We start from the raw sequence: 21,029 nt of genomic DNA, 5'->3' as shown, positions 1-21,029 counted from the left end.
AGAATCTGGTAATACCTGATAAAGATCTGATAACGGGCGAAATTGGTGGGGAGTTAGTAGGGTCATGATACGTTCAACGCTGAAACCCTCATTATTGCACGGACCTTATTTATTGTTTTTCGTCTTTTACTTCTTTGTAAAAGATATAACCACCATGGTGAAGGGTATTTTCGTCAACAAATGTTCCGTCTGCCGTAAAGCCGGTGTCATCTCGATAAAAGATTTCATTTCCGCTTACTTTATAGGCTCCCTGATAAGCACTTAGACGGCTTCCCCGAGCTTCGTCATAACGGTTGCCGGGAAGTAATTCCTGACGTATATGTCCATCTGCCGTTACCCACATGCCGATATACCCTTTGGTTTCTTCTATTGTCTTTTTCATAACTGTTGTATTGTTTTGCATTAATTGAACTAATTCATACGTGTCTAAAAAAGCAACCGCGTGGATGATTTTCCCGTCGTTGAGTTGCAGTTTCCAGATGTAGGTGTTTTCGTAAATCGTGTTCGTTTTGGTTTTTGCCTGTGCTTTGAAATGAAGCCAGATAAATCGGTCGTCTGCCGTAAGGCTAATTAGTTTTGGCTTTAAGGGCTCTTTCAATTTTTCAATAATGGGCGCTACAGCACGCTCCATAAACGCTTGCTTGCCTTTATAAGCACCGGAAACGGGAGACCGTCCGCTAACCTCCCAGTTAACGTCATCCGCTAGCAGATCAAAGAAACTCGCTGTGCCATTTTCCCATTGCTTAAACTGATGGGCAACCAGGTCTAACTGTTTTTGCAAAGCAGACTCTTTCTTTTCTTGGGCATTTGCAGAAAAAACAACATGCCCAAGAAAGAGTGCGAGCGTTAGAGCGCCGTAGACAGTGTGTAGCTTTTCCATTGCTCTACTTCGCTGGTTATAAAATCTACTTTTTTATACACGATATCATAGGCATCACTACCCAAAAACAAATGAACCGGCGGTTTTTCTTCTTTGCTTATCGCAATCAATACTTCTGCTGCCTTTTCCGGATCATTGGGCTGATTGCCATTTATGTCGCTAAGGTGTGCCTGTTGGGATTGGCGGGCAGCTTCATACTCCTCAATGGTATGCTGAGGTGTTTTTACCGAACCTTTGGCGAGAAAATCGGTACGGAAATAACCGGGATAAACAACAGTAGCATGTACACCCAATCCTTTGACTTCTTCGGCCAAGCTCTCTGTAAAACCGACAACGGCAAATTTAGTGGCGCAATAGATGCCCCAACCCGGAAATGCACCGGAAAAGCCGCCAACAGAGGCGATGTTGAAGATATGCCCCGACCTATTTTTGCGTAAGTAAGGCATGGCATTTCTGATGACATTCAGCGAGCCGAAAACGTTGACATCAAAACTGTTTCGCGCTTCTTCGTCTGTCAGTTCCTCCAATGTGCCTATTTGTCCGAAACCGGCATTGTTTACGATAACGTCTAGCTGACCGAAATGGGCGATGCTTTTGGCAATTCCTTCCTTTACATGTTCATTGTCTGTTAAACGAACTTCCAGTGGTAGGAATACGTCTGAGACTTCACTAACTTCAGCGATTAATGACTGGATGTTGCGGGAAGTGGCTACTACGCGATAGTTCTGCGCTAACAATTTTTTAACCAGTGATAGGCCTAAACCTTTTGAAGCACCGGTAACTAACCAAACTTTTTTTGTTGTGTCCATATGTTTTAATTTTTTATGATGACACAAAATTAAAGCGGCCGTAGCGGAACAATTAACGAAATGCTAACAATAACTTACGAAATTCTAACATTGCGGAATTGGGTAGGGTTTATGTTCAAATGTTTCTTAAAAAAGTTGTTGAAATGGGTCACTTCGGTAAAGCCCAAGGCAAAGGCAATTTCTGATATATTCCAGGTGGTTTGTGTGAGCAAGATTTTAGCTTCCTGTAATAAGCGCTCAGCGATAATCTGTGAAGTGGTTTTTTCTGTGGTTTCTCTGATCGCTCTGCTTAAATGGTTGACGTGTATTGAAAGTTGATTGGCGAAATCGGATGCGGAACGGAACTGTACGCGTTGTCTGACGTCCTCAATGGGAAATTGCCTTTCCAGTAATTCCAGAAATAGGATGGATATTCGATGAGATGCATTGATTTCCTGTTTGTCAATTTTCTTTGCGGGTTTCATTTTATGGGTTTGATGTAAAATAGCAAACACCAGATTTCTTAATGCATCGTATTTATGTTCATAATCTGAGCTAATTTCTTCAAACATCTGCAGGTAAATCTGCTTGATGCTTTCAGCCTGCTCATCGTTGATTTCAAAAATAGGTGTACCGTTGGGCTGGAAAACTTCGTACTTACTCAGGTTTCCGAAATGGTGAAAAAAAGCGGGTGTAAACACACAGAAATAGCCGGATTGTTCATCATCAAGCGATTCCCAGTTATAGGGTATCTGCGGGTTGGCAAATAATAATGCCTGCTTGGTTATTTCGATTTCTTTATCAGCATAATAGATTTTATTTCTGCCGATAATCAGGCTGATTTTGTAATAGTCTTTTCTGCTGTACGGAACCGGTTTGGGATGGGTGCCTGCGAAATCATCCAACTTGAAAACGTTAAAATGGCCAATCTCCCTACGGATATTGTCGGTACCCAGTTGAGTTTGCTTTTGTAGAATTCTTCTATTGATTGCGTTTTCTCCATAGGACAAAGTTACGAAAATCAAACAGAATTCGCCGGATATTTGTCTGTGTGTATCCTGCAGCAAAGTATACCTTTGCTTTCACTTCAAATTAAAATATTCTAAGAAGGTAATGCTTGGTTTTAGCCGAATATGAATTTAGCGGTTTCTGGAGCGTGAATGTCGGATTCGACTAAACCAAAAGCAGATTTGGATAAATCGTTTTGACGCAGTTAAGTGATCTTTGTAGTGTCAAAAGGAAAATTAATAAAAGTTGAAGTAGATATTTATACTAGATAAAGCTATGAAAATTATTGTGACGGGTTCTTTGGGGAATATTGGCAAACCGCTGACGGAAATACTGGTTGCTCAAGGGCATCAGGTAACGGTGATCAGCAGTGATCAGAAAAAACTGGCGGATATTGAAGCTTTGGGAGCTACGGCTGCTATCGGATCGATTGCCGACGTTAAGTTTTTAACGGACACCTTTATGGGGGCGGATGCTCTTTATGCCATGGTTCCTCTGAGTATGACGGAGCCCGATTTGGGTGATTATTTACGAAGGATGGCACAAAATTATGTACAGGCTTTGGAACCGGCTGGGATTAAGCGGGTGGTGCTGTTGAGTGGTTGGGCCGCTGATCTGACACGGAACGAGAATATCGAGCACGTTTTTGGTCATTTAAAAATCTCCCTGACGATTCTGCGCCCGACTGTTTTTTATAACAACTTCTATCAGTCTATCGACTTAATTAGAGGTAAAGGTTTAATGGGTATGTTTCTAACGTTGCGATATTCGGGGCTTTGGGCCTTGCTCAGCGGGAAGACTGGCCTGCTTCTGGGCAATTATGGTGGGGAGGATCGAATTGTTTTCGTGTCGCCGAAAGATATTGCATACGCCGTTTCGGAGGAGCTGTTATTACATCCTGAAACAAAAACAATCCGTTACGTGGGCAGCGAGGAAATGACCTGTAACGAAGCGGCAAAGATCATAGGTACGGCAATAGGTAAACCATGGCTAAAATGGGTTCTGCTGTCTGACAAGGAAATGTTGCGGGGCTTGAAGATGGCCAAAGTGCCGGAAAAACTGGCCAATACGCTTGTAGAAATGCAGGCTGCGATGCACAGCGGCAAAGCTTTGGAGAACTTCCACCGGAACAACCCTAAAATGGGTAAGGTTAAGCTGGCTGATTTTGCCAAAGAATTTGCGAGAGATTATCATAAAAATAGTTAGTTTTATATCGATGAATAGCACTAAACTGCTCCGTTTCAGTACAATACCTGAATGTCATCGGGCCGTGGGTTTGCCAAGTCCTGCACATCCGTTGATTAGCGTTATCCGTATGGAGGACGTTAACATGCCCATCGCGGAAATTCCTTTCAGGGTCATCTACGATTTTTATACGATTTCGCTAAAAAAGGCATCTCCTGCGCGATATAAGTACGGACAACAGACCGGTGATTTTGATGAAGGTGCATTGTTTTTCATGTCGCCCGGCCAAGTATTCGGTATTGATTTACCAATTGATCTGAAGGAAGGAAGACAACCTGAGGGATGGATGATCTTAATCCATCCGGATTTTTTATGGAATACGCCGCTGGCAAAAAATATTAAAAAATATGATTTCTTTAACTATTCAGTAAATGAGGCACTTTATCTTTCTGATAAGGAGGAGGCTATGCTTACAGCCATCACCGATCAGATCGAAAGGGAATATAATACAAACATAGATGCTTTCAGTCAGCAAGTTATCATTGCACAGCTCGAACTTCTGCTGACCTATTCGGAACGGTTTTACCAACGTCAGTTCATTACCAGGAAAGCCTCCGGCCACGAATTACTTACCCGCCTGGAAGATTTCCTATCAGCGTATTTCAATAGCGGTGCATTGGCTTCCAAGGGCTTGCCAAGTGTTACACTGATTGCTGAAACTTTAAATATTTCGCCGGGTTACCTGAGTAGCTTACTTAAATCTTTGACCGGCCAAAGTACGCAACAGCATCTGCATGATAAATTAATAGAGCTGGCAAAAGAGAAACTTTCTACCACGAACCTTTCTATAAGCGAGATCGCTTATGAACTGGGATTCGAACACCTTCAGTCGTTCAGCAAACTATTCAAAACTAAAACAAGTTTCTCGCCACTGGAGTTCAGGCATTCATTTAATTAACCAATTGAATGATCGACATACAGCTGTTTAATTTAGATGGCTATATACCCGCTATCAATTGCATAATAGCTGCCATTGATAAAAGTAGAGGTTTCTGCACTCAAGAACAGGACGAGGTTGTCAACTTCTTCCGTTGTTCCGAGACGACCAGTGGGACGTTTGCCGATTAATGCTTGCTTTTTTTCTTCATCAAGCTGATCAAACAACGGCGTATCGATATAACCAGACCCTACAGCATTGATGCGCATGTCCGGTGCAGCAATTGTAAAGCATGAAAAGAATTGATATGAACCACTTCTTGCAGTCCGGAATTGCGTTTTGAGAGGTTTAATTTGGGCTTTTTATAACATTAGAATGGCTTTTGGAAGGTCTTACAAAGATGGTCATTTATATACCGTAAGAAAATCTGTGGGATTAAGTATGGGAATCTTATCAAACGGATGCAGAACCAGGAGGTCTTTGTCTCCGGTTATAATACAAGAAGCTTGGGCGGATACAGCCAGAGAAAGGTACTTGTCGTCTTTTGGGTCACGACATGCTGTTATAGTTTGCGCAGGATTAATAGAAATCGAATTGCTGATTATATTTTCAATGAAGTCGATTCGGGTTTCCATTTTCACCCATCTATTAAACTTTTCACGAGAGAAGACAATAACGTACTCAGCAACAATTTCATCCGAAACCAGTAAGGTGCCTGAAATTCTTGCCCTTTTTAATGCAAGACCAGCAGTAGAGCCTTCGTTGAATAGTGCGCTGAGTAAGGTGTTTGTGTCGAATATAAAATAATTATTCATCCTCATTCAGCAGTTTGTCCAACTCCTCCTGTGAAAAACCTTTTGACTTCGCTTCTGCGCTTGCTTTTCTCATTGTTTCAAACAACCGTTCATTAGCGGATTGATTGCTGAAGAAATCGTTCAAAAAGGCATTGATATATATCTCAACTTTTCGTTTCCTGTCCGGATCTGCTTGCTCATAAGCGGAAGCTAAAGCAGGAGGTACTTGTATTGATATGGTTTTCATCGTGGTATCTTATCTAGTTTGATAATCAAAGATAAGAAAAATCGAAGGAATGGTTATTTTGTAATCGCTATTTTATCGGCTACGTTGGTCATCTTTTACTCGTATACAAGCCAATACAAATGATATTCATTCCAAATGGATGAAATTGTTCAGTAGTAGTGGATAACGTTGTTCCTATTTGGTGAATAATCTATTTTTTCTCTTGCGGTAATACGATGTATTTGCTGCAAGAATTATATAGTATTACGATAAGCACTGCTGCTGGGTAAAACTTTTGTAGCGTGATGGTGCAGCTTAGCAGAATCATTGTATTGACGGTTTAGGTATGAATATGAAAGGAAGCGGAAATCACCCACTGGAATTAGTTTGATTTTTGTAATTTTAGAACATGAAAAGAATTGATATGAACCACTTCCTGAAATCGCAAAATAAATTACTGAATAAGGATTTGGGTAGTTTCAACCTTTTTTGGGTACAGGAATTGGATACTTGTGCCGTACAGCCTATCCCTTACAATCGACGGGATTTTTACAAAATAAACTTGCTCAAGGGCGCGTATACAGTTCATCTCGCAGATAAAACCTATGAAATTCAAAAGCGGGGTTTGTTCTTTGGTAATCCTTCTTATCCCTATAACTGGATTCCGAAGGGAGCGGATTCGCACAGTGGGGTGTATTGTATTTTTAACAAAGAGTTTTTTCATCATTTTGGCAATATTGATGCCTACCAAATGTTTCGGCCTGAAGGGGATAATGTTATTGAATTGACGGAAGGGTTGTACGATGAAATTGAAGGTATTTTTGAGAAAATGGACGTGGCTTTCCGATCGGCGTATCAACATAAATATGATAAAATCCGGAATTTTATTTTTGAGGTGTTACACAGTGTAAATGAAGTGTCTACGAAAGAAACACGGATTAACCGGCACGATGCAGCCGCTAGCAGGATTACCGGCTCATTTTTGGAGTTATTGGAAAGACAGTTTCCGCTTGAATTGAAAAACCGGCAGGTGCCCCTTCGGAACGCAGCGGATTTTGCGGATACGCTAGCGATTCACGAAAACTACTTGAACAGGGTTTTGAAAAAAACGATGGGAAGTACAACTACCCAGTTAATACAGCAACGCTTCTTACAGGAGGCGCGTGTTCTCATCAAGCATAGTTCCATTGATATTTCGGAAATTGCCTATCTCTTGGGCTTTAAAGAAGTTAGCCATTTTTCCAACTTTTTCAAGAAATATGAAGGGCTTTCGCCATTGCAGTACCGAAAGGTTTGATTTTTGTAAATGATGGTTCGTTTTCTGTAAATTGATCCTAAACCTATTCACGAACTTTGTCTTGTAAATAATAACGTAAAATAATGACAAAGAATTGGTTTATTACAGGTACGTCAAGCGGTATTGGCCGTATTCTTACGGAACAATTGCTGGCATCGGGCAACAAAGTTTTTGCGACGCTCCGGCAAACGGAACAATTGTTGGAATTGAAAGAAAGATATCCTAAACAACTCCATGTTGGTTATTTAGAACTGACAGATACAGAGAGTATTTATAATGCAGTGGCAGCAGCGCTGGCGGAAATGGGACGAATAGATGTTGCGGTGAGCAATGCCGGATTGGGTGTTTTCGGAGCGGTGGAGGAATTGGATGATCATGTCATCTCGAAGCAGATTGAAGTCAATTTGTTAGGATCAATCCGACTGATAAAAGCACTGATTCCGGTAATGCGCCAACAGCCTGAGCGGGGACATATTATACAGGTGTCTTCAGAAGGCGGTCAGATTGCTTATCCGGGCTTCAGCTTATATCATGCATCTAAATGGGGAATAGAGGGCTTCATCGAGTCGACCGCACAGGATGTACGGCCTTTTAATATTAGGTTTACAATTGCCGAACCGGGGCCAACGGGAACTAACTTCGGCAGTAGCCTGCTCATAGCGCCTGCTTTGGATGTATACCAAGACACACCGGTAAACGATCTACGCAAATTTATCGATGAGGGTTTTGGTGAACTGGACAATGTGTATGATGTTGCGCAAGCTATAATCGATTGTGCCGTCCATGCGCAACCTCCGTTTAGATTGCCGATCGGAAAAGTGGCCATACAACATGTTCAAGACGGATTACAAAAACGCTTAGACGCTGTGCGTAGCGCAATACAGTAAAAAAACCATTTACTTACTCATTCCTTAATGAATCAATCGGATTGGCTATTGCCGCTTTAATGGCTTGTGAACTCACAGTGAGTAAAGCCAGTATAAGCGCCCCCCAATCCTGCGATGATAAATAAACCCCAACCGAGGGAAATACGGTACGTGTAAGCTTCCAGGAATTTATCCATCGCCCAATAGGCAATAGGAAAAGCTACCAAACAAGAAATGATGACTAACCAGGCAAATTCTTTGGACAGCAAGCGTGTAATTGAAAAAACCGACGCACCGAGTACTTTGCGGACTCCAATTTCTTTCGTCCGATTTTCGGCCATATAGGCGGCAAGTCCAAATAAACCCAGGCAGGAAATAAAGATGGTGAGAAAAGCAAATAAAGCTGCCATGGTGCCGGTTTGCTCGGACTCTTTGAATTTAGCGGCGTAGGCTTTGTCTACAAAGTTGTAGGCGAAGGATAATTGGGGTTGTAGCGCTTAAAAATGGCTTCTGTTTTAGCAAGCGCGGTAGCCGTAGATAAGGCAGGATTGAACTTGATATGCATGACATTAAACCATCCTTTCGCTCCTTCGATGACAGCGGGTTCCACGGGTTCATAGGGTGAACGGGAAATAAAATCGGCCACCACGCCCACTACGTGCCATTCAATGCCATTATCTTTGATCAACTGGCCAATGGGGTCTTTGAAGCCCATAAGTCTTACGGCTGATTCATTTAAAAGGACCGCTGTGGAATCGGTAGGGTACTGCGTCAGGTCCATGTCCCTGCCGGCCACTAAACGAAGACCGGCTGTTTTTACAATGTGCTCGTCAGCGCACATACGGTCGATAAGTGTTTTATCGTTTGGTGCTTTTCCCTGCCACCAAAATCCATTACTGTTACTCCAACTTTCGGTAATCGGAGAATTGGATCGCGTGACCGATACGGCTACACCTCCTTGGAGCAGCTCATTTTTGATCAGCTTGCTGTTCTTGGCGACCTCGCCCTCCTCCGAAATATAAACGACATTGTTTTTGTCATAACCATTTTCCCTGTCTTTTGCGTATTGGATTTGTTTATGAACAGCCAAGGTGCTTATAATAAGAATGATGGCAATGGTGAACTGAACAACTACCAGGATTTTACGAAGACTAAAAGTGGCTTTTGCTTGTTTAAAGGTGCCTTTTAACACCTTAACAGGCTGAAAGGAGGAAAGGAAAAATGCCGGGAAACTGCCGGCGAGCAAGCCGGTTATTAAAATAAAGCCTACGGCGTTTAACCAAAACTGGAAATGACCAAAATCAACAGCTAAACGCCTGCTGATTAAATTGCCGAAGGAGGGTAGGGCTAACCAGGTAATAAACAGGGCGATGACGCCGGAGATGGCGGCAATCAAAATGGATTCGCTTAAAAACTGGCCGATCAGCGACACGCGATAGGCGCCCGCTACTTTTCGGATGCCGACTTCCTTGGCCCGTTTCTCACTTCGGGCGGTGCTGATGTTCATGAAGTTAATGCAGGCAATCACCAAGATGAAAACGGCGATCAGCGTGAAGAGGTTGACCATATCAATGCGCCCGCCCACTATCTTTCCATTTTCAAATTTGGAGCGGAGCCACCAGTCGGGGAGTGCATGCAGCAGGACTTCCGTGTCTTCCTCCGGTCCATTATGCCGCTTGGTAATGTCCTTAATCTTTCTGTCCATTGCCTCTTTGCTGATGCCCGGATTTAATTCTACATAGGTTTGTACCGAGTTGTTGCTCCAATAGTCGTCGCTATAACCAATCTTTTCCATGTATTTCCAAGGAAGCAGGAACTCCGCATCGGTGAACCGGGTATTGCCGGGCATATCGGCTAGAACACCAGAGACGGTCACTACATCTACACTATCTATTTTGAGCGTTTTCCCCAGTGCTTCTTCTTTGCCAAATAAACGTTTAGCCAGGCTTTGGCTGATGACAATTTCGGTGGGGGTTTTTAAGATATGCTCTTTATCACCTTCGAGCAACGGAAAATCGAACATGGAAAGGAAAGCGGAATCTACGAAGGCGCCCTGGCCCTTTAGCTTCTTGTCGCCCACGGAGAACAGAAAACTGTTATCGGAGTAGCGGCTGTAATGGGCTATTTCCGGAAATTCCGCTTTGGCGGCCGGCCCTAAAGGCTTGGGCGTGTAGAACCACACCTGAAGTTTATCGCCCCAATTGGCTCGGTTTCCTACTAAAAAGAGTTGGTCTTTTTTATGGTGAAATAGGTCAAAACTCCGTTCGTTTTGTACCCAGGAAAGGATGAGCATGGCAGCTGCCATACCAATAGCCAAGCCTGTTATGTTCAAGATGGAATACCCTTTGTTTTTAAGCAGATTGCGCCAAGCGATTTTGATGTAGTTCTTTATCATACCGAGCCCTTTAATTGAATATTAGCTAAACATAAATGGAGCCATAATTTTATCGATTTGATTATTAGTTGTTTGTGTCTTTGGTTTTTAACAGCAAGTGTTCGTTTTCGAACAGTGATTGTTCATTGGCGCACAGCTTTCATCTCACTTTACCTTGATGCAAAGTGAGACAAACATCAAGGCTGTCCAGTTCTCGCTAAAAATTCGATTTCATACCCGCCGTTATGCGGAGCCGCCCCATATCTCAATCCTTTCCTTCGCTTTTTCGCATAACGTTTTTTCGGCCCTTCCAATCGAATTTTCTTTACGCTCACCCTGGAAGGCCGTCCTTCCCTAGGCGCTACAGCCCCTTTGCATTGAGGTTCTGAAATGCTTAAATGGCCTTGGACGATACTGAAGCAACGAGCAGCGACATCAAAATAAAAAAAATGTTCTTTTAAACAGGTTCCTAGCCATTGATAAATTAGGCAGCGAAAAAACTTTTTACCATATGGTAAGCGGATTCCTCATAATAAGTTCGAAATTTAAAGTATGAAAGAGTTTATCAACTACGTATTACAGTTTGGGAATTTGAACAAACAGCAAATCGATTTCATTCTGAGCAAAGCGGAAACGTTGGAACTTCATAAGGATGACTATTTTTCGGAAGCTGGAAAGATCCCCAGACACGTTGGGTTTATTCTTGAAGGGATCGTTCGTTTCTGCTATTACAACAACAAAGGCGAAGAGATCACACACTCATTCGTAGACGAGAACAATTTTGTTTCTGACCAACAAAAGTTTGAGGCACAAGTGGTGGCCTCCGATTATGTACAGGCCGTTACCCCTTGCAAAATGCTCGTTTTTTCAAAGAAAAGTTGGGACGAGATCGGCAATACGATTGTTGGCTGGGACGCTATTATAACTCAGATTACAAAAAATTGTTTGTTAAAAGCGATTGAAAGAAGGAGCCCACTGGTTTCTGAGGATGCAACTACGCGCTATTTATCGTTCATTGAACAATTTCCCGGCCTGGTCAATCGTGTGCCGCTTTCTCATGTCGCTTCTTATCTTGGGATCACGCAACAATCCTTGAGCCGAATACGAAGAAATATCCGTTGAGCGCACTTTTTACCAAATGGTAAATGCTTCCTCTTTTTTGATACCGAGCTTTGTATCATTAATTTAAATGAATAGCAATGAGCAAAAAAGTTGTATTAATTACAGGAACAAATAGTGGGTTTGGATGGCTTACCGCTAATAGTGTAGCCGCTTTGGGGCATAAAGTATATGCCACCATGAGAGACACCCAAGGAAAGAATGCAGATAAGGCAAATGCGCTATCACAGGTAGCCAATATCACCGTTTTGGATGTTACGCTAACAGATGAAACCAGTGTTAAGGAGGCTTTTGACACTGTTATAGCGAAGGAAGGTACCATCGATGTATTGGTAAATAATGCGGGTGTTGCCCTATTCGGGGTGGCTGAAAGTGCTACTACGGCCGATGTGCAACGAGTTTTTGATGTGAATGTGATCGCTCCCTGGAGATTAATGAAATTGACCTTGCCTTTTATGCGTAAACAGTCGGAAGGTTTGATCATCAACGTCTCGAGTGGGTGGGGTAGGTTCTCGCCCCCTTTTTCAGCGGTGTATGGTGCTTCAAAATTCGCTTTGGAAGGTTTAAGCGAAGGCTTGCATTATGAGGTACGACCTTTAGGGGTAGATGTTGCAATTATTCAACCGGGGGCTTTCCCGACTGAGATGTCTCAAAAGATTCAAGCTGGATCTGACACATCGGTTGTTGACGATTATAAATTGATAGCGGAAGTTCCGGAAAAAATGTTCAATGCCCTTAGTCAGATGTTTGAAACTGTAAAACCGGATCCTCAAAACATTGCAGATGCCGTGGTAAAGCTAATCAATTTACCAAAAGGACAACGCCCGTTAAGAACCGTGGTTGACCCATCTACGGGAGAGATTGTCAAAACGGCTAATGAAGCCGTTCAGGTTGAATACGACCGAGTACTAACAGCATTTGGAATGAAAGATTTATTGAGTTTGTAGGTATAAAAGGTGATGTTTGCGGCGAGTATTGCCGCAATCCATCACAGAGATCAATTGGGCTGCAAACGAGAATACGACTTGATGCCTAATTCTCCTAGTAGCGTTGTTTATCAGTATAAATTTATGTAAATTTGGAAGACAATAACGGCTTTAGAAATGAAAACGGCATTACAAATAGATATCACTTTTGAGCAGATACTTTCCATGGTTAAGCAGTTGCCCAAGCAACAGAAGATAAAGCTGAGCAAGGAATTGGAAAAAGAAGTTATAGATTCAAAGCTCCAACAGTTGTTGACTACCTTTAAAACAAACGAGTTGGATGCAAAAACAATTGCGGCAGAAGTAGAAAGCGTAAGGCAAGAAATATATGATAAACAAAAGCGTTAAAGTAATTTTTGACACGAATGTTTGGATTAGTTTCTTAATAGGAAAGCAGCTCTCCAAAATAAAAAAATATATTGTTGACGGCCGTATTAAGATTATAATTACAGAGCAGTTATTGACGGAGATAAAAATTGTAACAGCCCGTGAAAAACTTAAAAAATATTTTCCGAAAGGAAGTGTGAAGGAACTAATTGTTTTGTTGGAAACAATTGGTGAAAACGTTGAGATAAAATCAACTCATTTAATTAGCAGAGACCCCAAAGACAATTTTCTATTAGATTTAATAGATTTTTTCCAAAGCTGATTTTTTAGTCACGGGAGATAAAGATCTCTTAGAACATAATCCGTTTAAAACAGCCCAAATACTAACGCCAACAGCCTTTGAAAGTAAACTGATTAAATAGAATCTTACAAAACAATTACTGCTTCACCTAAACTTTTTCCTGTCTCATGTCTTTGAGAATACGTGCGCGGTGTTGAAGTCCCCATTCGGCAATGGTTTGCGTCAATTGCTTTAATGATTTTCCGTACTCTGTAATCTTATAGGCTACCGAGACAGGAGAAGTGGCCAATACATTTCTTTCAATCAATCCGTTTACTTCAAGCTCCTTCAGCTCCCGACTTAACATCTTACCGGAGATGCCCTGAACTTTCTTCAGTAATTCGGAATAGCGCATGGATTGGTAACACAGGCAGGCGATAATAAGCACCTTCCACTTTCCACCTAAGATTTCCATGGTGTCGTTTATAGCCAATACGGTTTGGCTACAGTCTTCGATTAGTATACTTTCTGATTTCATTTTTGTCCCTTGGTTACCCAAATGTCACTGTTACTTTTTGTCACTTAGTGGCAAATTTAAACAATTCTGCTTTACCTTTGCATCGCAAACATAAAAATTTATACAATGGAACTTATTAATCATTTAAAATGGCGTTACGCCACTAAAAAATACAGCACAGAAAAAGTTAGCGAGGAAAAGATCAACCAAATTTTAGAAGCCATCAACCTAACCGCTTCTTCATGCGGAATACAGCCCTATCGGGTTTTGGTAGTTTCTAATCCGGAGATAAGGGCCAAATTGGGCGCAGGTTCGTTTAACGGACAGATTGTAAATTCTTCTCATTTATTGGTGTTTGCGGCTTTCAACGAGATATCCACAACATATATTGAAGAATATATAAAAATGGCCGAAAAGCAACGGAATTTACCGGAAGGTGGGATGGCTAATTTTACAGAAAAACTAGTTAACTATTTCAGTGCAAATACAGCGGAAGCAAATGCCGTCTGGGCTAGTAAACAGGCTTATATTGGCTTGGGTACTGCCTTGCTGGCGGCTGCGGAATTGAAGATAGATTCTACGCCCATGGAGGGTTTTGATGCTGCCCAATTTGATGAGGTTTTAGGGCTAAAGGAGAAGGGATTGCATACGGCGGTGATCCTTTCGTTGGGCTATCGGGATGCGGAAAATGATTACCTGGTTGATATGCCAAAAGTAAGGTTGCCCATAGAAGAATTTTCTGCTTTTGTAGCATAAACGATTTAATCTGGCTGTAGGGGCGCTTGCTATTGCTGCGCAACACTTCCATGAGCTGGAAATTGACAAGTTGGCTTAAAAGATCAGGGACGGTTAGCCAACCACGGGAAGATTCTTATAACGCCATTCACTCGGGGAGTAGTTTACCGGCAGTTGCTGTAGATGCTCGATGCGAATCTTTTTTCTGTGCTGTTTGATATGTGTAAAGAGGAGGTGACTGTCATAGGTGACTTCGAAAGGTTGTGACAGGTTAACCGGTTCGGTTGTTTCGCCAAGGATCACATACTCCAATTTTCCTTCCGAAGTGAACCGCTTAATGATGACATTGTCGCCAGTAGTGGCTTGTATACTGAACCATGCTCCATCACCCACGCCTCCAAGATACTGTGCCTCTTTAGGCACAGTAATGGGTTTTGAGGGTGCGTTCATGCGGCCAACCGAGTGGTCGGCGGGTAAAAGACGGGCTTTTCTTTGGCTTACATTCTCTCCTAGCTTTTTCAGTAAAAAACGAACGGACTGCCAACGGTTCATCTTAACATGTTTTAAGCCCTCATGGGGTGTAAATGAGTAAATCATTCTATCTGGCACTACATTAACTAAATTACTGATGGGACTTGCTTTAATTGTTTCGGGGAAATTGATAGTATGTCGCCAGCTGTAGCGCTTGGAACACCGAGCAAGCATGCGGACAATAAATCGTGAACAATTATTGTTGTTGCGGGCGATGGCACCATAAGGATATGCACCTTGAAGTACACATTCGTCTCCGTAAGCTTTGGCGCGTTCGAAATTAATACCACGAGCAATAGCGAAATAAAGAATACCTTCTCCATACATGGCAGGTTTCAATCCTTCAAACTGCGTTGCGATTTCTTCAAGGTTGACAATAGTACGGCCTTCAAATTTCGCCTTAATCGTAATCGCTAGGCGAGGGTCTGAAAATTTAGAACGAGCTCGACCATATTGCCGGGGCGTGATATATCGTCCGAAGTCATAGAAGAGCATTTCGCCGGTTTCTCGTTTAATGATAACAATACCGGTATGACCTACTTTAAAATTCAAGTTTTTTACGATGCCAATTTTCTTTAAAAACAACATCCACTTTTCGTCTCCGCGGATAGTGGTATCCGGCCATGTTAAAATAAGGGCCATATCATTGTAGGTGATCGTTGACTGCATGATATTCTCTTTTTATGTTAGACTTTAAAGGAAGATGAAGTTTCGGTAACCCCTATGCGGTGAATGTTTGATAAATAGATTTAATTTCGTGCCCCAACGGAAGAAACGGCTTAATTCTTTTTTGTTCAAGTGCTCAAAATGGAAAATTTTATGTGGAAATGGAATCGCATTGGTATAGACACCATTTTTGGAAAAAACAAGCATAATTTTTTTGTGAAGCTTCTTCGTTAAGCCAACATGTTCATATACTGCCTGCCCTGGTTCAGAGAATGATGCTGTTGGATAATCTCGAAAGGTCAGCAAAACGATATAGTCACAGCATGTTAGCATGTTTTGATAATTGATTTCATTGCCTAAACTGGTACGGCTATACACTTCGTGTCCATTGTTCCAAAAAAACGCTGCAAGATGGTCGAGTAACATTTGTTCTTCTTGTCCGTTATCTCCAACTAATAAATATTTCATCTGTTTATTTTTTGTTTTTAGTTGTCAGATGGAGCCTTTGATGATTAAAATAATCATTGCCCTGTGTGCTTAATGATTATTTTTAATCATGTCGGGTTCATATGTAAATGACTTCTCTTTTAAAGGCCATACCTGCCTACCGGCAGGCAGGTGGAATATCCGGATTATTTTGTGTTTGTCTTTGGTAATCATGGATATTTCATTATCAAAAATGTTTTATGCTAAAGATTTTTAGCCGCTGCTATCTGGAATGCTGTAAATTTAATGGTGGATATCAGCTAGATGGAGATCCTTTCCATCGCTTGTGTGTCCATAACCAACCATAGGGTTCTTCTTTGATGTTTTCGGCTAAGAGGCTTATATATTTTTGGGTTATCTCGCCCTCTCGCGTAGCTGAAGCTTCGGAACAGATTGGTAAACAGGTTATTTTGTAATGCCCTTTAGATAGCTGTGTAATATGTAAGTAGATGACGGCCGATCGACTCGTGCGTGCCAATTTCTCCATGCCTGAAAAGACGTATGTGTCCTGGTGCAAGAAAGTGAACCTGAATTTTTCTTCTTTTATCGGCGGACATTGGTCGGCAAGGAATAGATAGACGGCCGGACCTGAACTTTAGCTAGTATTTGGCGTACAACCGCTTTATCAGGTAATAACTTCATGCCAAAACGAGACCGGAATCTAATCATCAGCTTATTCATCGTGGTTGAGCGAAGGGGTTTGTAAACGGCATATATGTCGTATTGCATCTTAAAAGGCATAAAATTCAGCATCTCCCAATTTCCGCAATGGCCCAGGCAAGCAATAACGTCTCGTCCGGAGGCTATGTACTGATCAATTAATTCTTGATTCTCAAATACAATTTTCTTGTCAAGCACTTCAGCCGAAACGGAAATGCTTTTGATGATTTCGGCAAAATAGGCGGTAAAGCAAGTGTAGAACTTTTTTACAATTGCATGGACTTCTCCGTATCGCTTATCCGGAAAGGCACGTGCTATATTCTGGATAACGACTTCTTTTCTGTAACCGATGATATAATAAGCAAGAAAATAAGTGATGGAACCCAATGCATATAGAAAGGTCATCGGTAGCAGGCTTATTATGTATAGGCCGGCATAAGCACTTCTATAAGCAAGTTGTTTTAGTATCTGCTTCGGGTTCATATTTAGAGTTTCATCTTTAAGCCAACCGATGCATAAGGGGAAACAGAAAAAAAGTAATCATTATCGGATGCAAATATACCCTTCAAGGTTCTGTCGCTGTACGCAGCCGGACGGTATAGGTTTAGTCCCACCATACCGGTCATGGTTAACCCGGTTTTACCGAGCTTGAGCTCGGGACGAAAGCCTGTAACGATATACTGGTGCGAGAAGATCACGTCTTTGCCGTCTTTTTTCAGCAAGGCGACCTGCCCGTTCATTTCAATGGCATAAGATAGTTTGAACCGATCGTTGAAATCGTAACCTGCCGATAATTCAAGGCCTTCGATTACTTCTACATTGACATCGTATTTTCCGTGAAGCTTCCATTTAACATAAACCGCCGGAAATATCATGGGGTACCCTAAAGAACTATTGATCGATACGCCACCGCCTATATCCAGATTCGGTTTCAGGTGCCGGATAAAAACAAGGCCCCCACTTCCCAGCACATTTTTAAATGTCAGCTTGGAGAAATCGGTAGTGGGAGCAAATATACCGGCTCCTAGGCTGGCCCGCATCGACCATCGGTCATTTAACGGACGTAGATGGTAAACCCCGAGTTGTATATTCATGATTTCGGAAACCATTTCATCTGAAAAATTTCGGTTTTTCAAAGAGACGTATGATCCGCCAAGGCCAATCCCCCAAGCTGTGGGACGATTCTTTTCATTCATTTTCATGGATAAGGGAATGTTGACGGCTCCTTGGTAAACCATGGCGGAACCTTTGCTATTACCGATTTTTTCTCGTGGTTTTTCACCCGGAGGCAGATAATAATAGCCCGAATTTCCAATATACTCGGTTCTGAAAGACACTTGTTGCGCGTTGCCTTCGAGATAGAGTAGTATGGCTAACGTTGTTAAGCAGAATGATATGAACTTCATATGATTTTTAAATTTTTATTTGCACTTATTTATTATATAGGAAGCAAAAGAAGGGTGAATGAAGTGATGTCGAAAGCAATAGATGGCAGACTTCAGCATCTGGTGGATGAAGTGTAGTATGAACCGGATAAAATGAATTCGAAAAAAGCCATTGCGTACAGAAATTCAGGTGTATTAAATTGCACGGCATAACCTATTTTTAAATAACCGGCTTGACCCTTGTTGTTTGTTTTCATCGCTTGCTTCCTATAATTAATGTCTTGTATAACGCTAAGACAATTATGAAATGGAAGACCCTACGTTTATTTGCTGTTTTCTTTAGGGGCATATATTTACACTGCTGTACGCAACCTGTTCTATGGCTTGGCTTTTTTAAAATTTATAGGCTATTCCGATGGCTGCACGCTGGTTTTTCATGGAGCCTCCCTGGGCTTTATGCAGGTCGGCCAACCCGTATTGATAACTGGCATTTATTTGCCAGTTTTTATCAAACTGGTATCCTATAATGCCGCCGACACCATAATCGAAACGTTTTAGGGCAGGTCTTCCGGTCTCCCCATTCGTTTTGAACAGGTTCACGCCACCGGCTTTTGCCAGGACGCCATAACCGACATAAGGGCCTACGCCTATAAAGGCTTTCCCACTGCCTAGCTGCCCTTGAACCATTCCATAGAGCGGAATTTCTACACCAACGGATTTGAACTTGGTAGTTGATTGAGTTGATTTGGATTCTAGGTTCGAGATGTCATAATACACATCAATCCCGGATTGCAAGGCAAAATTGGTACTCAGATCGTATTTAACGAAACCGCCAAAGGAACCGCCTATTTTCCTTTTACTTTTAAAGTTTTTCATATCACCACCTAAGCGGTAATTAGATAGATTTGGTCCGGTTTTAATACCGAATGATACAGGTTTGTCCTGAGCTGACATTTGTAGGGAAAGAAATAGGGCGCCGGCTGCTAGGAAAAATGTGATTGCGTTCTTGTTCATCGTTCTAAAATTTAATGTTGTTTTTAATGTTGAACAAAAGAACGATGGATGATCCGCTATTGAAAGGTGCAAGCGACAGACCTAAGAATTTGCCCTATGAACTATAGAATGGAAGGGATGAAGTTTTCCGTGTTTGGAGCTATTCCACAATCCCGTCCATCCATCGCAGAAAGTCGGGGACGCGTACACGACTGACTAGCACCTCATGTGGACATGCTGGTACGAAGGAAAGTTTCAGTCGGCTGTTAAAATATTTGTTAACACTTTCAATAGCTTTTACGTTCGCAATGCAGTTACGTGATACGCGGAAAAACAAACGGCTGTCAACTTGCTGTTCTAGCTGATCTAAAGTATAATTAATAATATACCGTTTATCGTGAAGGGTGTGGAGAAAAACGACGCCGTCTTCACTATAAAAATGCGCGATATCAGTGGTTTCTATGTAGTGATAATTTTCTCCCTTCGATATCAGGAAACGATTTTTGGTTTTAACCGGTAGGATTTGCTCAAAACGCTTGGGGTCGGTTATATAGTGGTGGTTATGAAAGATGTTTTCGAATTTGATTAAGGCCGCTTCTAACTCCTTCTCATCAAAAGGTTTTAACAGGTAATCGATGCTGTTCAGCTTAAAGGCTTTGATGGCATGTTCATCGTAAGCGGTGGTAAATATGACAGGCGTGTTGACCTTTACATGGTTGAATATTTCGAAGCAATTGCCATCGGCCAGACGGATATCCATCAAAATTAAATCGACAGAAGATGCTTTCAGGAAACCAATGGTATCGATAACTGTTTTGGTTTGCTTCTCCAGGAGATAACCGGAGCGTAGTTTCGCCATCATCCGTTTTAATTCTTCGTATGCAAATCGTTCGTCTTCTACTATTAGGTATTTCATTGTTGGATATAAGGGATTTTTACAATAAATAGATCGCCGGTATGCGTCACGACGACGTCTTTGGCATACAGCTTATATTGCTTGGTAATGTACTTGAGTCCTATACCGCCTTTATCCACATCGCTAGACGGTTGAATGTTATTTTCAATCGTAATATAATCAGGGTCGACCGTAATTTTTATGTGCAACAGTGATTCTTCGGTTGCGATATTATGCTTAAAAGCATTCTCTATCAGCAGTTGCAAAGTGAGCGGAATAATTTTGTTCTTTTCACAGTCCGCTATTTTATCTACCGTAAAAGTGAACGAGTTTTCGAACCGCATCCGCATAAGGAAAAGATACGAATCCAAGGCATCTAATTCTTCCGCTACCGAAACAACCGGCTGCCGGGTAAGAGAAAGTACATACCGATAGGTCTTGGAGAGGGCTTTGGTGAATTTATTGGCATTGTCGGGATTGATATAGATTAATGAAGAAAGTACATTCAACGAATTGAAGAGGAAGTGTGGGTTTATCTGTGACCTTAAGGTTTCGTGCTGGAATAACAGCACTTTGCGCTTGGCTGTTTCGGAGTCGGCTATAGCTTTTTGTTCCGACTGGAAATAATAGATTAATTCAAATACCAACAGAATCGGGATATTGGTTGTCATGGCAAATGCAAATTTCACCAGGAAGGGGGGAAGACCTTCCTCAGGTATATGAAATACGTCGTAGATCATGTAATTAAACATCCACAGAATGACCAAACAGATCAATGTGATGCCTATAAGGCCCGCCACAATACGATAAAATATATTTTTGGAATAAGGTAGATATTTATTTAAAAGTAGCAGTAAGCCATAATCAGCAAAACACATGATGAAGATAACGATATAATGTGCTGATAACTGTATGTGGAAATTAGCCCATAAATCTTCCTTCATGAGAATAATGCTGAAAAGCATTTGACACAAAGCATAAATCAGTGTGGAGAAGAAAAAAATGAACAGTTTTTTTATATTTATTCTTTTCACCCGAGGCATGCTCAAAAATAAAGTTTCCAGCGAAGATTTATTACTAAATCTACTCCTTTT

26 protein-coding genes are annotated in these 21,029 nt (G+C 41.7%); 9 read left to right on the top strand and 17 right to left on the bottom strand.

Features of this window, described 5'->3' with window-relative positions; all coding sequences use genetic code 11:
* Window positions 1-109: 109 nt before the first annotated feature.
* From QT327_RS01985 to QT327_RS01975, 3 genes are all read right to left on the bottom strand, one after another.
* The gene (locus tag QT327_RS01985) at window positions 110-880 is read right to left on the bottom strand and encodes an Atu4866 domain-containing protein (protein ID WP_289551839.1); all 771 of its coding nucleotides are present in this window, start codon (window positions 878-880) and stop codon (window positions 110-112) included.
* Window positions 847-1,689, bottom strand: coding sequence for an SDR family NAD(P)-dependent oxidoreductase (locus QT327_RS01980; protein WP_289551838.1), 843 nt, complete (start codon window positions 1,687-1,689; stop codon window positions 847-849). The genes QT327_RS01985 and QT327_RS01980 overlap by 34 nt, the downstream gene beginning before the upstream one ends.
* Before the next feature lie 74 nt (window positions 1,690-1,763).
* Entirely contained in the window at window positions 1,764-2,693 is a 930-nt protein-coding gene (locus QT327_RS01975) for a helix-turn-helix domain-containing protein (protein WP_289551836.1), read from the bottom strand.
* 259 nt (window positions 2,694-2,952) lie between these two features.
* On the opposite strand from QT327_RS01975, the gene QT327_RS01970 reads away from it, so the two are divergent.
* Window positions 2,953-3,882, top strand: coding sequence for an NAD(P)H-binding protein (locus tag QT327_RS01970; RefSeq protein ID WP_289551835.1), 930 nt, complete (start codon window positions 2,953-2,955; stop codon window positions 3,880-3,882).
* Between the two features lie 10 nt (window positions 3,883-3,892).
* Complete coding sequence (locus tag QT327_RS01965; protein ID WP_289551833.1) at window positions 3,893-4,819, top strand: helix-turn-helix domain-containing protein; 927 nt, start codon at window positions 3,893-3,895, stop codon at window positions 4,817-4,819.
* A gap of 32 nt (window positions 4,820-4,851) precedes the next feature.
* Here QT327_RS01965 and QT327_RS01960 read toward each other — a convergent pair whose 3' ends face one another.
* The 3 genes from QT327_RS01960 to QT327_RS01950 form a co-directional block, all read right to left on the bottom strand.
* Window positions 4,852-5,067 carry an SDR family oxidoreductase gene (locus QT327_RS01960; RefSeq protein ID WP_289551831.1) on the bottom strand — a complete coding sequence of 72 codons (216 nt, stop codon included), beginning with the start codon at window positions 5,065-5,067 and terminating at the stop codon, window positions 4,852-4,854.
* A 135-nt stretch (window positions 5,068-5,202) separates the two neighbouring features.
* The gene (locus QT327_RS01955) at window positions 5,203-5,613 is read right to left on the bottom strand and encodes a putative toxin-antitoxin system toxin component, PIN family (protein WP_289551829.1); all 411 of its coding nucleotides are present in this window, start codon (window positions 5,611-5,613) and stop codon (window positions 5,203-5,205) included.
* Window positions 5,606-5,839, bottom strand: a complete 234-nt coding sequence (locus QT327_RS01950) for a hypothetical protein (protein WP_013667625.1) — start codon at window positions 5,837-5,839, stop codon at window positions 5,606-5,608. Before QT327_RS01950 ends, QT327_RS01955 begins: the two co-directional genes overlap by 8 nt.
* Window positions 5,840-6,227: 388 nt before the next feature.
* On the opposite strand from QT327_RS01950, the gene QT327_RS01945 reads away from it, so the two are divergent.
* Window positions 6,228-7,115 carry a helix-turn-helix domain-containing protein gene (locus QT327_RS01945; protein WP_289551828.1) on the top strand — a complete coding sequence of 296 codons (888 nt, stop codon included), beginning with the start codon at window positions 6,228-6,230 and terminating at the stop codon, window positions 7,113-7,115.
* 83 nt (window positions 7,116-7,198) lie between these two features.
* A complete protein-coding gene (locus QT327_RS01940; RefSeq protein WP_289551827.1) occupies window positions 7,199-8,002 on the top strand; it encodes an SDR family oxidoreductase in 804 nt (267 codons plus the stop codon).
* A 56-nt stretch (window positions 8,003-8,058) separates the two neighbouring features.
* Here the strand turns inward: QT327_RS01940 and QT327_RS01935 are convergent, their stop codons facing one another.
* Window positions 8,059-8,391 carry an ABC transporter permease gene (locus QT327_RS01935; protein ID WP_289551825.1) on the bottom strand — a complete coding sequence of 111 codons (333 nt, stop codon included), beginning with the start codon at window positions 8,389-8,391 and terminating at the stop codon, window positions 8,059-8,061.
* 47 nt (window positions 8,392-8,438) lie between these two features.
* Window positions 8,439-10,376, bottom strand: coding sequence for an ABC transporter permease (locus QT327_RS01930; protein ID WP_289551824.1), 1,938 nt, complete (start codon window positions 10,374-10,376; stop codon window positions 8,439-8,441).
* Between the two features lie 531 nt (window positions 10,377-10,907).
* On the opposite strand from QT327_RS01930, the gene QT327_RS01925 reads away from it, so the two are divergent.
* The 4 genes from QT327_RS01925 (at window position 10,908) to QT327_RS01910 (ending at window position 13,109) form a co-directional block, all read left to right on the top strand.
* Entirely contained in the window at window positions 10,908-11,477 is a 570-nt protein-coding gene (locus QT327_RS01925) for a Crp/Fnr family transcriptional regulator (RefSeq protein ID WP_130855264.1), read from the top strand.
* Window positions 11,478-11,554: 77 nt separating this feature from the next.
* Entirely contained in the window at window positions 11,555-12,421 is an 867-nt protein-coding gene (locus QT327_RS01920; RefSeq protein WP_130855265.1) for an SDR family oxidoreductase, read from the top strand.
* A 156-nt stretch (window positions 12,422-12,577) separates the two neighbouring features.
* The gene (gene vap15 / locus QT327_RS01915) at window positions 12,578-12,808 is read left to right on the top strand and encodes a type II toxin-antitoxin system VapB15 family antitoxin (RefSeq protein ID WP_289551823.1); all 231 of its coding nucleotides are present in this window, start codon (window positions 12,578-12,580) and stop codon (window positions 12,806-12,808) included.
* The gene (locus tag QT327_RS01910; protein WP_289551822.1) at window positions 12,789-13,109 is read left to right on the top strand and encodes a putative toxin-antitoxin system toxin component, PIN family; all 321 of its coding nucleotides are present in this window, start codon (window positions 12,789-12,791) and stop codon (window positions 13,107-13,109) included. The genes vap15 and QT327_RS01910 overlap by 20 nt, the downstream gene beginning before the upstream one ends.
* A 127-nt stretch (window positions 13,110-13,236) precedes the next feature.
* Here QT327_RS01910 and QT327_RS01905 read toward each other — a convergent pair whose 3' ends face one another.
* Window positions 13,237-13,605 carry a winged helix-turn-helix transcriptional regulator gene (locus QT327_RS01905; RefSeq protein ID WP_289551820.1) on the bottom strand — a complete coding sequence of 123 codons (369 nt, stop codon included), beginning with the start codon at window positions 13,603-13,605 and terminating at the stop codon, window positions 13,237-13,239.
* A gap of 105 nt (window positions 13,606-13,710) precedes the next feature.
* On the opposite strand from QT327_RS01905, the gene QT327_RS01900 reads away from it, so the two are divergent.
* Window positions 13,711-14,340, top strand: a complete 630-nt coding sequence (locus tag QT327_RS01900) for a nitroreductase family protein (protein ID WP_130855267.1) — start codon at window positions 13,711-13,713, stop codon at window positions 14,338-14,340.
* 93 nt (window positions 14,341-14,433) lie between these two features.
* Here QT327_RS01900 and QT327_RS01895 read toward each other — a convergent pair whose 3' ends face one another.
* From QT327_RS01895 to QT327_RS01860, 8 genes are all read right to left on the bottom strand, one after another.
* Window positions 14,434-15,519, bottom strand: coding sequence for a DUF6695 family protein (locus tag QT327_RS01895; protein WP_289551818.1), 1,086 nt, complete (start codon window positions 15,517-15,519; stop codon window positions 14,434-14,436).
* Between the two features lie 24 nt (window positions 15,520-15,543).
* Complete coding sequence (locus QT327_RS01890) at window positions 15,544-15,984, bottom strand: hypothetical protein (RefSeq protein WP_289551817.1); 441 nt, start codon at window positions 15,982-15,984, stop codon at window positions 15,544-15,546.
* Between the two features lie 274 nt (window positions 15,985-16,258).
* Entirely contained in the window at window positions 16,259-16,489 is a 231-nt protein-coding gene (locus QT327_RS01885) for an LpxL/LpxP family acyltransferase (RefSeq protein WP_289551816.1), read from the bottom strand.
* Window positions 16,490-16,545: 56 nt separating this feature from the next.
* A complete protein-coding gene (locus tag QT327_RS01880; RefSeq protein WP_289551815.1) occupies window positions 16,546-17,145 on the bottom strand; it encodes a lysophospholipid acyltransferase family protein in 600 nt (199 codons plus the stop codon).
* A 2-nt stretch (window positions 17,146-17,147) separates the two neighbouring features.
* Entirely contained in the window at window positions 17,148-18,068 is a 921-nt protein-coding gene (locus tag QT327_RS01875) for a DUF6268 family outer membrane beta-barrel protein (protein ID WP_289551814.1), read from the bottom strand.
* 372 nt (window positions 18,069-18,440) lie between these two features.
* Window positions 18,441-19,061: a porin family protein gene (locus QT327_RS01870; protein ID WP_013667611.1), complete on the bottom strand. Its 621-nt coding sequence runs from the start codon at window positions 19,059-19,061 to the stop codon at window positions 18,441-18,443.
* Window positions 19,062-19,200: 139 nt separating this feature from the next.
* Window positions 19,201-19,956, bottom strand: coding sequence for a LytR/AlgR family response regulator transcription factor (locus tag QT327_RS01865; protein WP_013667610.1), 756 nt, complete (start codon window positions 19,954-19,956; stop codon window positions 19,201-19,203).
* Complete coding sequence (locus tag QT327_RS01860; protein WP_246860307.1) at window positions 19,953-20,879, bottom strand: sensor histidine kinase; 927 nt, start codon at window positions 20,877-20,879, stop codon at window positions 19,953-19,955. Before QT327_RS01860 ends, QT327_RS01865 begins: the two co-directional genes overlap by 4 nt.
* Window positions 20,880-21,029 lie beyond the last annotated feature (150 nt).

It is taken from the genome of Olivibacter sp. 47 (genome assembly GCF_030372825.1).
Classification (GTDB): Bacteria; Bacteroidota; Bacteroidia; order Sphingobacteriales; family Sphingobacteriaceae; genus Olivibacter; species Olivibacter oleidegradans.
This window is presented reverse-complemented; position numbering and strand designations above follow the sequence as displayed.